Origin of the sequence: Mycobacterium sp. NS-7484 (assembly GCF_001953975.1) — a bacterium.
GTDB lineage: Bacteria > Actinomycetota > Actinomycetes > Mycobacteriales > Mycobacteriaceae > Mycobacterium.
In genome coordinates this window covers 155,944-171,733 of the sequence record NZ_MBEJ01000007.1, presented here as the reverse complement: position 1 = coordinate 171,733, position 15,790 = coordinate 155,944, and the positions used below count along the sequence as shown (strand labels likewise).

At 67.3% G+C, this 15,790-nt stretch carries 7 protein-coding genes; 2 read left to right on the top strand and 5 right to left on the bottom strand.

Features of this window, described 5'->3' with window-relative positions; genetic code table 11:
- The gene (locus A5733_RS01620) at positions 1-9,255 is read right to left on the bottom strand and encodes a type I polyketide synthase (RefSeq protein ID WP_076238818.1); all 9,255 of its coding nucleotides are present in this window, start codon (positions 9,253-9,255) and stop codon (positions 1-3) included.
- Between the two features lie 571 nt (positions 9,256-9,826).
- Positions 9,827-10,438, bottom strand: coding sequence for a MerR family transcriptional regulator (locus tag A5733_RS01615; protein WP_083665935.1), 612 nt, complete (start codon positions 10,436-10,438; stop codon positions 9,827-9,829).
- A gap of 317 nt (positions 10,439-10,755) precedes the next feature.
- On the opposite strand from A5733_RS01615, the gene A5733_RS01610 reads away from it, so the two are divergent.
- A complete protein-coding gene (locus A5733_RS01610; protein ID WP_076238816.1) occupies positions 10,756-12,024 on the top strand; it encodes a nitrate/nitrite transporter in 1,269 nt (422 codons plus the stop codon).
- On the opposite strand, the gene A5733_RS01605 is transcribed toward A5733_RS01610, so the two are convergent.
- Positions 12,009-13,229, bottom strand: coding sequence for a low temperature requirement protein A (locus A5733_RS01605; protein ID WP_083665941.1), 1,221 nt, complete (start codon positions 13,227-13,229; stop codon positions 12,009-12,011). The genes A5733_RS01610 and A5733_RS01605 overlap by 16 nt on opposite strands.
- A gap of 167 nt (positions 13,230-13,396) precedes the next feature.
- Between A5733_RS01605 and A5733_RS01600 the strand changes: the two genes are divergently transcribed.
- Positions 13,397-13,957, top strand: a complete 561-nt coding sequence (locus A5733_RS01600) for a transcriptional regulator (protein WP_067765514.1) — start codon at positions 13,397-13,399, stop codon at positions 13,955-13,957.
- 118 nt (positions 13,958-14,075) lie between these two features.
- Here A5733_RS01600 and A5733_RS01595 read toward each other — a convergent pair whose 3' ends face one another.
- Positions 14,076-14,723: a twin-arginine translocation pathway signal gene (locus A5733_RS01595; RefSeq protein ID WP_369830895.1), complete on the bottom strand. Its 648-nt coding sequence runs from the start codon at positions 14,721-14,723 to the stop codon at positions 14,076-14,078.
- Between the two features lie 2 nt (positions 14,724-14,725).
- Entirely contained in the window at positions 14,726-15,658 is a 933-nt protein-coding gene (locus A5733_RS01590) for a hypothetical protein (protein ID WP_076238814.1), read from the bottom strand.
- Positions 15,659-15,790 lie beyond the last annotated feature (132 nt).

Sequence of the window (15,790 nt, the reverse complement as noted above, 5' to 3'; positions counted from 1 at the left end):
TTAGCGGACGTAGAGATCGTCATCGCCGAGCCGGGCGTCCGCGTTCAGCAACATCGCCGCTTCCTGACGCTTCTCCGGCACGTCATGGTCGAACCGGCGGTCGGCTGGCTTCTCGTACATCGGCCGGCCACCGGCGATCGCCCCGGCCAACCGGCGCTGACCGGCCAGTGTGCGCTGCTCGGCCCGCTTGCGGTACTCGTCGCGCTCGGCCGGATCCAGTGCCGCGATGAACGCTTCCGGGTGCACCAGGGCGACCAGACCCGACACGTGACCGAATCCGAGGCTGGTGACCAGACCGGCCTTGAGCGGGAACTTCCCACGCAGGTCCAGGGTTTCGCGCACCCAGACGAAGTGGCCGGAGGTGGCCAGCTCGTCGTCGACGCAGTCCAGGCTGCGGTTCGGCGGGATGACGCCGTCGCGCAGGATCTGGCACAGACCCATCATCTGGAACACCGCCGCGCCGCCCTTGGCGTGCCCGGTCAGCGTCTTCTGGCTGACGATGAACAGCGGGTTGCCCGCCGAGCGCCCCATCGAGTCGGCCAGCCGCTCGTGCAGCTCGGTCTCGTTGGGATCGTTGGCCAGCGTCGAGGTGTCGTGCTTGGAGATCACCGCGATGTCGTCGGCGCCGACACCCAGCTTGGCCAGCGAGCGGGCCAGCTGCGAATCCTTGCCGCCGCGCCCGGCGCCCAGGGCACCCAGCCCCGGAGCCGGAATCGAGGTGTGCACACCGTCGGCGAAGCTCTGCGCGTAACCGACGACCGCCAGCACCGGCAGACCCATCTTCGCGGCCAGGTCACCGCGGGCCAGCAGGATCGTGCCACCGCCCTGGGCTTCCAGGAAGCCGAGACGACGACGGTCGTTGGCGCGGGAGAACTTCGAGTCGCTGATTCCCTTGGCGCGCATCATCTCGGTGTCGGCGGTGGCCGCCATGTCACCGAAGCCGATGATCGCTTCCAGGGTCAGATCGTCGAAGCCGCCGGCGATCACCAGGTCGGCCTTGCCGAGGCGGATCTTGTCCACACCCTCCTCGACCGAGACGGCCGCGGTGGCGCAGGCGCCGACCGGGTGGACCATGGCGCCGTAGCCGCCGACGTAGCTCTGCATGACATGTGCCGCAACAACGTTCGGCAGCACCTCCTGCAGGATGTCGTTCGGCTTGGCCCGGCCCAGCAGGTTGCCGTGGTACATGGTCTGCATCGAGGTCATGCCGCCCATGCCGGTGCCCTGGGTAGAGGCCACCTGGCTCGGGTGCACCCAGCGCATCAGCTCGGTCGGGGTGAATCCCGAGGACAGGAACGCATCCACCGTGGCGACGATGTTCCACAGCGCCACGCGGTCGATGGAATTCGCCATGTCCGGGGTGATGCCCCACACCGTCGGGTCGAAGCCCGTCGGGATCTGGGCACCGACCGTGCGCGACAGCTTGGTCTTGCGCGGAACCCGAATCTCGGTGCCCGCCTTGCGGATCACCTGCCAGTCACTGGAGTCCGGCACCGGCCGGGCCACGGTGTGCTCGGGGTCGAAGGACACGAACGCCCGGGCGTCGGCCTCGCTGGACACCACGAAGCTGAAGTCCTTGTCCAGGAACACGCTGACCAGCAGCGGCGAGGCGTGATCGGGGTCGATCGCACCGTCATCCACGAATTCCCTAATACCGCAACGCTCCACCACCGCGTCGTGGTAGCGCTCCACGATCTCCGATTCGGGCACCAGCTCACCGGTTTCGGTGTCGTACCAGCCGGCCTTGGGATCGTCTTCCCACTTGACCAGTCCGGTGGTCCACGCCAGTTCCAGCACGCCGGCCGCCGACAGCTCGCCGGAGACCTCCATCTCGAAGCGGGTCCGCGACGAGCCGTACGGTCCGAGTTCGGCACCGCCGACGATGACCACCAGATCGGCCGGGTCGACGTCGAGATCGTCCCACTCCGGCGCCGGTGCGGGGTTGTACCCACGTGGCGGGGCGGGCAGCGCTGCAACGGTGTTGCTGCCGCCGTCCTCCTCCTCGTCTTCTGATGCGGCGCTTGCCATGTCCTCGCGCGCCTTGGCGGCCAGCTCGGCCATGTCGAGCTTGATGTCGCCCAGACCGCCGGTCAGGTCCACCTTGATCGGCGCGTTGGCCGCGGCCACCTTGGACTCCACCGTGCACAGGTTCAGCAGCATGGCTGCCATCTCCGCGGTGCTGTAGGTGGTGACGCCGGCCTCTTCGACCGCACTGACGATGGCGTCGTTGTGCCCCATCAGCCCGGTGCCCTTGGTCCAGCCGATCAGCGCGTGCGCCAGGCTGACCCGCTCGGCCCACGATGATTCGGCACTCCAGCGGTTCACCAATGCGTCGAGCGCGGACTTGGATTCGCCGTAGGCGCCGTCGCCGCCGAACATGCCGCGGTTGGGCGAGCCCGGCAGCACCACGTGCAGCCGCGAGGCGATGTCGCGCTCGGCACCGATCGTCGACAACCCGCCGATGAGCCGCTGCACGGCCCACAGCAGCACCTTCATCTCCATCTCGGAACGCGAACCCGCCTCGGACAGATCCCCGGCCACGCGCGGCGCGGCGAACGGGAACAGCAGGGTCGGGGTCTGCGCGTCCTTGAGGTGGATCGATTGGGGCCCAAGGCTTTCGATCTGCTCGCTACCCACCCACTCGACCAGCTTGTCGATGTCGGAGTAGGACGCCATGTTGGCCGGGACCACCCACAGGGTGGCGCCGAAGCGGGCGTTGTCGCGGTAGAGCTCCTTGTAGAACGCCAACCGGTCGTCGTCCAGACGCGAGGTCGTGGCGATGACGGTGGCGCCACCGTCGAGCAGCTGCCCGACGACCGACGAGGCGATGGAGCCCTTCGATGCACCGGTCACCACGGCGACCTCGCTGGAATACCGACCGGTTCCGGGATTCTCGGCACCGGCCGCGATGCGACCGAACAGCGAGGCGTGGATGGTCCGACCGGCGGCCAAAGCCTTGCCCTGCCACCAATTCGCCTGGGTGGCAACGACATGCCCGGCGCCCTCGAAGCGCTCGGACAGCCGCGGCCAATCAGCGTCGATCTCACCCTCGTCGGCCAGCCACAGCTTGACCAGGTCTTCACGGGCACTGGCCCAGCGGTCGTCGAACACGACGGCCTTCTTCGCGTCGAACGCCGGGGCGACCAATCGCGGCCAGTCCGAACCGAGTTCGGTGGTGACCAGGTCGATCAGCTCGGCATCGGTCGCAGCCTCGGGGGCACCCACGGGGGCGTCCAGGCCGAGCTGCCCGAGAATCGTGCGCGCGGCTGAGGCCAGCACACCGTCGGGACCGGTGACCTTCTCGGCGAACTCGCCGAGCGCGGCCGAATCCACCACTCCCCCACCGGCTCCACCGGCAGAGGGCAGTGACACCGCCACACCCTGGCGGGCCGCGACCGCGGCAACGGCCGCGTCGATGACCTTGTCCACGCCGGCGGCGTCGGCCAGGGCACCGGGGTGCAGGCTGCCCAGATCACCACCGCGCACGCTGCTGCCCTCACGGGTGCCCAGCGCCACCTCGACGGTGACGTGCTTGGCCCAGCCCGGACCCAGCTCCCAGGTCTTGGTGACCCGCTCGGTGATGTAGGCCGGCCGCTTGCCCGACGGCCCGAAGACCGTGCGCAGCTGGTCATTGATGGCATCCGACAGCACCGGGCCGAACGGCTTGTAGGTACGGGCCAGCTTGCTGACCTGCCCCTTGAGCGCACCGAGATCGGCCTCGGCAGCACCGTCGATGGCACCGAGGTTCAGCTCCGAACCGAGGTCGACCAGCAGCTGGTTACGCCGCGAAGACGCACCGTCGGTGATGGACTCGATGGAATCCAGCGCCTCGATCTGGTCGATGCGCATCTTGGCGCTCAGCGCGATGAGACCCACCGTCGCGTCGGCCGCGTCGAAGGTGATGTCGTCGGGCCGAGGACCACCGGACGGGGCCGCCGGTGCGGCTGCCGGGGCCGGGACGGCCTCGGCGGCCGGAGCGGCTTCGGCTGCGGGAGCGGCAGTTTCCTCAACCTCGGGCTCCGGCTCGGGATCGGTGTCACTGGCGAACAGCACCGCGGCGTCGCGCTCGGCGTTGAGCACCTCGACCGTGCTGTGCGCGTATTCGGGCAGCTTCAGCGTGTTGGTGGCCAGGCCGGCGACCGTCGGCGCGTTCTTCACGCCGATCTCGACGAACCGCTCCACCCCGAGACCGCCGGCGGCCTCCTCGATGAACAGCAGGTCCTGGGTCTCGATCCAACGCACCGGGCTGGCGAACTGCCAGGCCAGCAACTCGATGACGATCTTGCGGCACAACTCGATCGGCCGCTCGTTACGCCAAGTGTCGTAGTCGGCGAGGATCTCGTCGAGCGGCTCGGCCGGCACCAGATCGCGGATCTCCTGGATGAAATCGCGGTCAAGTGTGAACGGCCGAGGCACCAGGTTCGGGATGTAGCGTCCGACAACCAGTTCCGGGTCACGGTCGCGCGGCAGGACGCGTTCCAGGCTGCGCCGGAAGTCGTCCACACCCACCCGCAGCACGCTGGAGTGGAACGGCACGTCGATGCCGGGCACCAGGATGAACGATCGCTTGCCGCCGCTGATCTCGCGACGACGCTCGACCTCTTCCTCCAGCGCCTCCAGACCGCGCACGGTGCCGGCGATCGCGTACTGCGAACCGCGCAGGTTGAAGTTCACGATCTGAAGAAATTCTCCAGTACGAGCGCTGATCTCGGCGACGAAGTTCTCGACATCCTCGTCGGCCAGGTCGATCTGCGACGGGCGGATCGCGGCCAGCCGGTAGTTGGACCGGCCCCGCTCGTCGCGCGGCACGATGTCGTGCATCTTGGAGCCGCGGTGGAACACCGCCTCCAGCAGACCCTCGAGTTCGATCACGCCGGAAACGCATGCCAGCGCGGTGTACTCACCGACGGAGTGGCCGCAGGCGATCGCGCCTTCGACGAACGCGCCCTGCTCCCGCATCTCGGCGACCTGCGCGGCTGCCGTCGTCGCCATCGCGACCTGGGTGAACTGGGTCAGGTACAGCACGCCCTCGGGATGCTCATAGTGCACACCGGAAGCGATCAACGACGTCGGGTTGTCGCGGACCACGTGCAGCACCGAGAAGCCCAGCGTCTCACGGGTGAACTTGTCGGCGGTGTCCCACACCTTGCGGGCGGCCTTGGATCGGGCGCGGACCTCCATGCCCATGCCCTTGGACTGGATGCCCTGGCCGGGGAACGCATAGACGGTCTTGGGTGCGGCCAGACGTGCGGTCGCCGCCATCACCAGCTCGGAGCCGACGCGGGCCTGAACCTCGACAACCTCTGCGCCGACGTCGATTCCGACGCGGTCGACGCGGAAGTCGACCTCGTCACCCGGCTTGACCATGCCCAGGAAGCGGGCGGTCCAGCCGACCAGCTTGGCCGGTGGGATCGGCTTGCCGTCGGTGGCGGTGACGACGTGCTGCGCGGCAGCCGACAGCCACATGCCGTGCACGATCGGGCCTTCCAGACCGGCCAGCAGCGCCGCGGCCCGATCGGTGTGGATCGGGTTGTGGTCACCGGACACCACGGCGAACGGCCGCATGTCCACGGGCGCGCCGACCGTGACGTCACGCCGGCGACGGCGCGGGGTGTCGGTGGCGTTGTCCGAGATCGCACCGCCCGCCCGGACCGGGTCGGTCAGCTCGGCCGCTCCGGTGCGGCCACGGATCGCGAACCGCTCCTCCAGCTTGGCGAGTTCAGTGCCGTCCGAGGCGCGCACGGTCACCGAAACCGGGACCACCCGGCCCACCTCGGTGTCGTGGGCGGCGGAAGCCGTTGCGGTGACGGTCAATTGAGCCGGCTCGGTCGGCAGCGGGGCCAACAGATGAGCGGCGTGGTCCAGGTGCACCAGGCTCAGCAGGCCTTCGACCACCGGGAAGCCGGACTCAGTCGCGGCGCTGCCGATCGCGGAGAACACCGCCGGCCAGCACCGGCCGACCAGGGCGTCGGGAACGACGGTCAGTGTCGGGGCCAACGGGGCTCCGAACGTGGCGGTGACGCCGGTGTGGTCGGCCACCCGCTCGGGATCCCAATCGACGGTCACGGTCACGGAGTCACCGTCGACGGTGGGCAGCGCGTCGGGACCGTCGACACCGGCGGCGATGGCGAGCACCGAACGCATGGCGGTCGCAGCGTCGTCGACCTCGACAACCGGGGCGCCACCGCTACGGATGGCATCGGTCAACGTGAACCGGATCTCGATCCAGGTTCCCGACAGCGGCACCGACAGCACCACGTGGCGATCGTCGGCAACCTCAAGCCGAGCACCGGTGGAAGGGTGTGTGGCCGAACGGTTCTCAGAACCTTCGCGGATCTGCCACTCCGCCGGTGCGGCGATCCGGTGCACCGGGTTGACCGAGGTGCGCCCAGCCCACAACACGTCCGGAGCGTCCAGCAGCACAGCCAGCGGGCCGGTCACGTCAGCGCGGCCCTGCCGGCGCGACAGCACAGCCTTCGGCTGGGCACCGGCGGCCAGCACCTCGTCGACGGCGGCCTGCTCGAACCGGTCGAGCAATTCGCCGACGGGCTCGTCGACCCGGGTGATCCCGGCGACGGCGGCGGTGCCGGGGATGATGCACACCTGGTCGGCGTCGTAACGGGCGTCGTGGGCCTGCCACAGCGAGTCGCTGCGCCACCAGCGGCGCACGTCCTTGTCGATCACCGGCACGAAGTTGACCGGCTTGCCCAGTGTCTTGCACAGCTCGACGAAGAACGGGACGTCGGCCGGGTGCAGTTGCACCGAAGCGGCGTCCGGGTAGGCCGAGACCAGCGCGGCCAGTGCGGCTTTCGGGTCCTCGAGGAGCTGCTCACCGTCGCCCGCCGGATCGAACAATGTCTCGATCGGACCGAAATCCTGTGCGTGCAAACGTGCTTCGGCACGCTTGAGCATCTGCTCGAAGCGGTCACGCCAGGTGATGTCCAGCCACGGCGAGTCGTCCCGCTTGGAGTCGGCGGTGCTGTTGCCTTCACCGATGGCGAGCTCGATGTAGCGGCGCAGCCACTGCAGGTAGGTCATCTCGGCCACGTCACCGAAGTAGGGCTTGGCGGTGTTGGCCATCGCGGCGATGATCTCGTCGCGACGGGCGGCCACCGCGTCGGCGTCACCGGCCACCTCGTCGAGCAGCCGGCCGCAACGCGATGCGGTGTTGTCGATCTCGTGGATGTCGGCGCCGAGCTGGCTGCGCCCGGAGGCCATGCCACCGGCGGCCTTACCGGCGCCCACCCAGGCCTCGGTGCCCTTGGTGTCCACCAGCATCTGCTTGACCTGCGGGCTCGTGGTGGCTTCGAGGGTGGCCATGGCAGCGGTGCCGACCAGGATGCCGTCGACCGGCATCAGCGGGTAGCCATGGGCGGCCGACCACCGGCCGGACAGGTATTCGGCGGACCGCTCCGGGGTGCCGATGCCGCCGCCGACGCAGATGGTGATGTTGGACTGGCCACGCAGCTCGGAGTACGTCGCGAGCAGCAGGTCGTCGAGGTCCTCCCAGGAGTGGTGGCCACCGGCGCGGCCGCCCTCGATGTGGGCGATGACCGGCTTGGTGGGCACCTCGGCGGCGATCCGGATGACGGAGCGGATCTGCTCGACGGTGCCCGGCTTGAACACCACATGGCTGATGCCGAGGTCGTTGAGTTCCTCGATCAGCTCGACGGCCTCTTCGAGGTCGGGAATGCCCGCGGTGACCACCAGGCCGTCGATGGGAGCACCGGACTGGCGAGCCCGCTGCACCAGCCGCTTGCCGCCGACCTGCAGCTTCCACAGGTAGGGATCGAGGAACAGCGAGTTGAACTGGATCGCCCGACCAGGCTCCAGCAGCTCGCCCAATTCGGCGATGCGATCGTTGAAGATCGGCTCGGTGACCTGCCCGCCGCCGGCGAGTTCGGCCCAGTGGCCGGCGTTTGCTGCGGCGGCGACGATCTTGGCGTCCACTGTGGTGGGCGTCATACCGGCCAGCAGGATCGGGGAACGTCCGGTGAGGCGGGTGAACTTGGTCGAGAGTTTGACCGAGCCGTCGGGCAGGCTCACCACGCTCGGGGCATAGCTGGACCAGGGCCGGGCCACCTCGGGCACCGCGCCGATGGTGAACAGGTTGCGCTGGCCACCGCGGGTGGCGGCGGGCACGATCCCGATACCGAGGCCACGGACCACCGGAGCGGTCAGACGGGTCAGGATGTCGCCGGGGCCGAGGTCCAGAATCCAGCGGGCGCCCGCCTCGTGCAGGTCGGTGATCTCGTCGACCCAGTCCACCTGGCTGACCAGGATGGCCTCAGTCATCTCGCGGGCGAGCTTGACGTCGATGCCGACGGTCTCCGCCCACCGGCCGACGATGTCGATACCGTCGGCCAGACGCGGGGTATGGAAACCGACCTCGACCTGCACCGGGTCGAAGACCGGCGCGAAGACCGCGCCACCGCGGACTTTGCTCTTACGCTCGGCTTCTTCCTTCTCAGCGATCTGGTTGCAGTACAGCTCGAAGCGCGACAGCTGCTCGGGCGTGCCGGTGATCACCACGGAACGCCGGCCGTTGCGGATCGACAGCACCGGGGGCAACACCGTGCGCACGTCCTGGCTGAACTCCTGGAGCAGCTCGTAGATGCGCTCGGGCTCGGCGTTGGTCACCGACACCATCGGCGGCCGGTCACCCAGCACCGTGATGCCGCGGCGACGGGCCACCAGCGTGCCGGCCGCACCGATCAGCTGCGCCAGGGCCAGCAGCTCCACATCCTTGGCGCCCTTGGCGGCCAGCGCCTCGACGGCGAGCACGCCCTGCGAGTGCCCGGCCACGGCGACCGGCGGGGTTGCCGCGAGATCCATGCCCTGGCGGGCCAGCGCCCGGATGGCCGCGATCTGGGTGAGCAGCACACCCGGCACCGACACCGCCGCCGAGGTCAGCTGCTTGTCGGACGGCACCGGCTCTTCGGCAGCCAGCGCGCGCACCCACTGCAGCGGCTCGAAACCGATGGGGCGAACCACGAGGAGTTCGGCGGCCACCGGCTCCAGCAGCAGCTCGGCCTCCCCGGCCAGCGTGGCGAGTTCCGACTCGATACCGGCCGAGGACACCAGTTCTTCGAAAGTCCCCAGCCAGGCGCTGCCCTGGCCACCGAAGGCGACCGCATAGGGCTCACCGGCGCTGAGCCGGTCGACGAGCGCGTGGGTGGAGTCGGCCTGCCGATCGTCGGATCCGGAGTCGTCGTTGCGTCCGGCGGAAACCCGGTCGTGTTCGTAGATCGTCACTGGCGCTATCTCCTCGGTGCTGCTGCGGTTCTGCAATGAAGTTCTCGCGGCTGGCTGTCGCGTGCGGTGTCTCAGGTGTGTCGTCTCGGGCGGTGTGGCTGCCCGGGCGACAGGCCAACGGCGATTCAGCGTCGAATCAGGTGAGGAATGCGGTTCCGTCGGTCGTCTCGTGACCGCGTCTCTCGCATTCCTGCCCTACTAAGAGTGGCATAAGAGCCGACGGGCGTTTTCCGTCCAGATTGGTTACTGGCGAGTTCTACGCATGGGTAACCGCCGGTAACGTCACGCGGTGTTCAGCGGGGGCTCAAGGCATTCGGGACAAACGTCCTGTTGGCAGGTGGTTACGGTCGAGTAGGCACAACTGCGCAGATCAAGGCAGTATTGTTATCGAATCGTTATCTAAATTTCTCGCCGCTTCCGGCGCCGCGAACGGGCTGTGAACCAGCAGACATTCGAACCAATTCTGTCTAGCGAATCGCAGTGTGCCGCGCCAAAAGTTTGCTGGATTATCTTACTTCTCGGTAACTTTTTGCGCCGGCTATCACGAACCGACGGTGACCACGCCGGTGGACTACTCCGCGACAGCGAGCCCGGACCGCATCGCCCGCCGCGCCCTGGCCGAGACCACCGCGGGCACCAACTCAGCCATGCCGGCACAGGACCGACCAGCCTGACATTCGGCGAGCACCGCAGCAGTCGACTCGGTGAGGTGATCGATCGCCGGCCCCGTCAACCTCACGAGGTGAGCCATGACCCGGACACAGCCACGCTGATCCTCGGCCGCACCGACGAACGCCGCCAAGGCCGGGTCAGTCAACTCCACGGCACCGTCGACGACGCGGGCCAAACCACCCACGACGAGCGTGCGCACGTCGTCATCGTCGGCATCGAGACTCAAGGCCGTTCCGCGGCGCTGCCACGCCGAGGCTTGCAGCCCCAGCGCGTCGGCCAGATCCTCGCCGCGCCGCAGGCTGTCGAAGAATTCAGCGATGTGGGCTGAATTGAAACCCTTCGCCAATAGCTGGGTGATCGCCGTCAACTGGGCCAGATGCCGCTCGTCGTAATACGCCGAACGCCCGACACGACGCGGCGAGTCCAGCAACCCGCGTTCGCGATAGGCCCGGATATTGCGGGCGCTGACGCCGGATACGCGGGCCAGGTCTTCAAGGCGGTACTCAACCAAGCCGACGTCCTCCGCATCGGACCGAACAGCGATTCATGTCGACACCCTACCCCGCGAGCAATATCACGAGCGAATTTCAAACTCGAATATCGAGGTATCGACGAACTCCACTTACAACGCCACCAACTGGGGTTATGTCGAGCTCGTCAGGCGAAACTGGACACCAACACGCAGTTTCAGCCAACTACTCCAACGGCAGAATGCCGGGCCCGGTTTCAAATTCACAACGGCGACAAAGGAGTCCGTTGGCTTCGGCGTTCGCGGTACGGGAGCATGGACGTCGGCCCCGACAGAGAGATTCGACGAAAGGTACCCGCGTGCGACCCTGGATCGTGTGGGCGACCGGGCTACTCGCTTACATCATCGCGGTACTCGACCGCACTACCCTCGGCGTCTCGGGACTGCAGGCCGCGGACAGATTTGCCGCCAGCCCCGGCGTGTTGTCGACGTTCGTCGTGCTGCAAGTCATCGTCTATGCCGCCGCCCAAGTTCCCGCCGGGTTGCTCTTGGACCGCTTCGGTTCCCGCGTCCTGATCGTCTGCGGCGCCGCCCTGATGACCACCGGCCAGCTCGTCCTCGCGCTCAGCGAATCACTGCCCGCGGCCATCGGGGCTCGGGCCGTCGTCGGCCTGGGGGACGCGCTCACCTTCATCTCGGTTCTGCGCCTGGTGCCCTACTGGTTCGAACCGGCGCGGGTCCCGTTGGTGGCCCAGCTGACCGGCATCTGCGGTCAGCTCGGTCAGGTCCTCTCGGCCGTCCCCTTCCTCGCGATTCTCACCGGGGCCGGGTGGACGCCGGCGTATCTGTCGGTCGCGGCCTTCGGACTGCTGGTGATCGTGCTGGTGCTGGCACTGGTGCGGAACACACCGCACGGATCGACCCTGACACCCGAACCGATCTCACTGCGCGCCACCTTGGCCCGCACGAAAACGGTCTGGCTTCGGCCGGGCACCCGACTCGGCTTCTTCACCCACATGGGCACCCAGTTCTCCGTGACGGTGTTCGCGTTGATGTGGGGTGTCCCGTATCTCACGGAGGCACAGGGCCTTTCCGCGACCGCCGCGGGCTCACTGCTGACCATCTCGGTGGCAGCCGCCATCACGGCCGGGATCATGATCGGCATCGTCACGGGCCGTCACCCGCACCGCCGGTCACGCCTGGTGCTGTGGATCATCGCCAGTAACGCACTGGTCTGGACCGTGGTGCTGGCCCTGCCCGGTCCGGCGCCGATGTGGTTGTTGGTGGTGCTCATCGTCGTCATCTCGGTGGGCGGTCCCGGCTCCATGGTCGGCTTCGACTTCGCGAGAACCTTCAATCCCAGCCACAACCTGGGTACCGCGCAGGGCATGGTCAACATGGGCGGTTTCCTGGCGGCGTTGTTGGTGATGCAGGCCATGGGCCTGATCCTGTCCGGCGAGGACAGCTACTCGTTCGCGTCGTTCCGGCTGGCCTGGTCGGTGCAATACGCGGTGTGGATCCTGGCCACGATCGGAATCCTGATCACCCGTCACAAGACACGACGCCTGCTGGCCGCCGAACAGGAACGAATGCTGTTGGAAAGCTTCGAAACTCACCCGGGTGGCTGAGTTTCGAGACGACGCTCGACGAGGGTCGCGGCACGCCGGTGCCCGACCGCCTCGAACCCTCCGACGACCACCACCGGCGCCGCGGTGATCACCAACAGGCACACCGCCATCGAGGTGCCCTGAGCGGCCAACACCACCGCCGCCACCAGCACGGCCGAGGCCACCACCAGCAACAGCAGGTGGACGACGTCGACCTGCCCCACCAGAAGCGAGTAGATGACGAACATCGACACCAGGTAAATGCCGACCGGGATCGCCACCGCCAGAACGGTCCCGGTGGAAGCCAGGTGCGATTCGCCGTCGACGTAGTAGGCCGCCACGTGTAATCCGGCACCAGTCGCCACGATGGCACCGAACACCGCCAGGTGCAGGTAGCCGTACCAGAACGAGAGCGTGCGCCGCGCATGCAACAGATCGCCGGCCGGAACCAGGAAGTACACCCACCACATCCCGAACGTCAGCCCGATTCCCGCGGCCACCAACAAGATCGCGTCGGTGGACCAACCATGCTCGGCCACCGCAGCCGTCAGGGAGGCCACCGTACCGACAACCCCTTCACCCAGCGCGATGATCGCCAGCAACCCATACCGTTCGGCCACGTGATGGGCGTGCCACGGGGTGCCGCCCATCCGCCGCTCGGCCAGCACCGGCCCACTCACCTCCACGACCATCAAAACCAGAGCAGTACAGAGGAAGACCGTGACCGAGGTCTGCACGAAGATCTGGACCACCCACCCAATCTGGGCGACGACGACCGCGCAGGCATACGTCAGGCAGGCCCGTCGACGTGGCGGATCCTGCGTGGCGGCGCGTAACCACTGCCCTACCAAGGCAATTCGCATCACCACATAGCCGGCCACCATCACCGCGTTGTCGACGTGCCCACCGTGTTCGATGGAGCTGAACACCGGAGGGATTCCGAGCGCCAGGATGAGCACGCCGACCATCTGAACCATGGTCGTCACGCGGTAGACCCAGTCGTCGGTGTCGTAGGCGGAGGCAAACCAGGTGAAGTTCATCCATGCCCACCAGATCGCGAACGCGGAGAACCCGAAACCCGCCAACCCGGCCGAGACGTGTCCGTCGGCCATCAGGTGCGCGAGCTGTGAGGCGGCCACCCCGAAAGCGATCACGAACGTCAGGTCGAAGAGCAATTCCAACGGAGTGGCGACCCGGTGGTGCTCGTGCGGGTCACGTCCGGACATCCGGCTCAACCGGTGGGTTTGCACCTGGTGCGGCCTCTCGTCGTTCAACCTGAGTCTCCCCTTCGTCGCCGTCGATGCATTCCATCGCACCAGCACGGTCGAAGTCCCCGAAATACAGGTAGTGCACTACTGATGTCACCGCCGCAGCGACGCCCGACCATGAGTGTGTGTCCAAGCAATTCACCTTGAACCTCCTCGGCGAGTTCGCCGTATACCGAGACATGGAGCCCTTGGTGTTACCGCCCTCATGTCGCCGGTTGGTGGCGCTGGTCGCCGTCAAGCGTCGCGAACTGCACCGCGGCTGGGTCTGCGACCTGCTGTGGCCGGGCAGCCCGCCCAACAAGGCGGTGTCCTCCTTGCGCTCGGCACTGTGGCGGTTACGTCCGGTGGGCGCCGACGCGCTGCTCGTCGTACGACACCAGTACGTCAGCCTGGCGCCCGAGGTGAAGGTGGACTGGCACGAGGCAATCGCACTGCACGACGCGATGGCGCCGGCCGAGGGCCGTCCGGTACCGGCCATCACCCATCCGACGCTGCACCGGTTGTTGCGTAGCAAGGACCTGCTTGAAGGCTGGAGCGAACCATGGTGCAGCGCCGAACGCGACCGTTACCGAGCCATCCGGCGGTCGTTGTCGAGCAGCGCCGAGGCACCGCGGCCACTGACGCACCGCACCGGACGCTCCTACGGGGGCAGGCACCACAACGACAGCGCAGGGTGCCGGCCATGAGCGGCTTACTACTCAGCCTCGTCGCGGTCTGCGCGATCATCACCGCCCTGGGTGTGCATCACCTGCAGATCTGGCTGGAACGCTGGGCGTACGAGCGGCACGCCCAGGACTGAGAGCCCTACACCGGGTCGAACGACGAGATCAGCCAGTTGCCGTCGATCTTGTTCATCCCCACCTTGACGGCGCTGGCCGAGAAACTTCCGTTCGGATTGTCAGCACTGGTGGTGGCCTGGTTGACGAACACCAGCACCACCGCTGAGTCGGGATGGATCTCCGAAACCGCCGAGCGCACCACCGAGGCTGCGGTCTTGACGGACTTCTGCTTGGCCGCCGGCGCGACGATCTCCTGGGTGAATTGGGTGTAGTACGACAGGAAGTCACCCGTCAGGTGCGACTTGGCGGCGGAGAAATCCCGGTCGAGACTGTCCGGTGCATAGCTCAACAGGGCAACCGTGCCGTCGTTCGCGGCCTTGAGCACGGTCGCCGACGCCGCCGGCCCGGTCTGCTGGTCAACCCGGAACTGGGCGAAGTACAGCCACGCGGCCAGCGCCGCCGAGGCGATCAGCGCTACCGCGAGGGCCAACGGGAACCACAACCGCACGAGCCTGCGCCGCCAACCCAGCTGAGCCTCGGCCTCGACTGCCGTCTCGGTGTCCGATTTCTCGACTGCCGTCTCGATGCTCGATTTCTCGACTACCGTCTCGGTGCCGGATTTCTCGACTACCGTCTCGGTGTCGTTCTCGGTGTCTTTCAGGTCCTGATCCAGGGTCACGGCACGAACTCGACTTTCGACAGCTTGATCCGGTCGCCTTCGCGAACCATGTCAACGGCCACCCGCCACGGCCTCGGTTGTTTGTTGGCACCCGTGGTGTTGGTGACTGCGGTGTTCACCGCAACCAGGACGACGGCGCTGTTGTCACTCATGCTGTCCACCGCGGCGGCGGTCACCTTGGCCTCGGTCACCACTTTCGCGTCCTTGGCGAGCTTGACGAAGTCCTTCGACTGCGCCTCGAAATCCGCTCGGAAGTCGCCGGTCGAATTGTCGAGAATGTTCTTGACGGCATCGTCGGCGTGATTGAAGTCCAGGGACATGAGCGTGACGACCGTTTGCCGGGCGGCAGCGGTGTATTCGGCGATCATCTGCTCACGATGCTGGGCCTGACGGTGATGCCAGATCATGTATCCGCTCGCGCCGAGCAGGCCGATGATGAGAATGAGCGTGAGGCAGCTCGCCAACACTTTCCAGAAGAGTCGGGACGCCCGGACCTTGGGCAGACGACGCGCGCTACCTTTCGACTCCCCCTCGGTCACTGCCTCGTCGAGCGGTTCGGCCTCGACCGCCTCCGTAGCGGCGTCCGACTCGGGTTCGGCGAGCTCGACGGCGGCACTCTCGGTGATCTCGGGAGACGTGGACGTCTCGGCAGGCTCGGACTCGCCCTGGTCAGCGGATTCGCTCGAGGGATCGTCGTCGGCCGACGCGTCGACATCGTGGTCGGCGCTTTCCTCCCCCGAGACCTTCTTCCCTGCGGCGGCCTCGTTGCGCAACCGAATGGCACGAGCCCTGGCCCGTGCGGCCGCCGCCAGGGCCTCGGCCTCGGCGGCCTCGGCTTCGGCCTGCTCGACGAGGTCGAGGGCATCGTCGTGCGATGCGTCATCTTCGCTAGTATCGATCACCGGCGACGAAGGCTTGCGGGACGGCATGCCGACCTCCTGTCCGTTCAGCAGCCTGCTTAACGAGAATTACGTTATCAGTTTTGGGTAGTGACCCGAGAGTACATCATGGATATCCGGCGCATAAATGGCCATTTACCTGCGGAAATGGTGTTTTCGAGC

What these genes read in the sequence shown, in the direction of transcription:
- A5733_RS01605 (WP_083665941.1), bottom strand. Translation starts at nt 13,229, where the DNA reads ATGTCCGGACGTGACCCGCACGAGCACCACCGGGTCGCCACTCCGTTG.
- A5733_RS01590 (WP_076238814.1), bottom strand. Translation starts at nt 15,658, where the DNA reads ATGCCGTCCCGCAAGCCTTCGTCGCCGGTGATCGATACTAGCGAAGAT.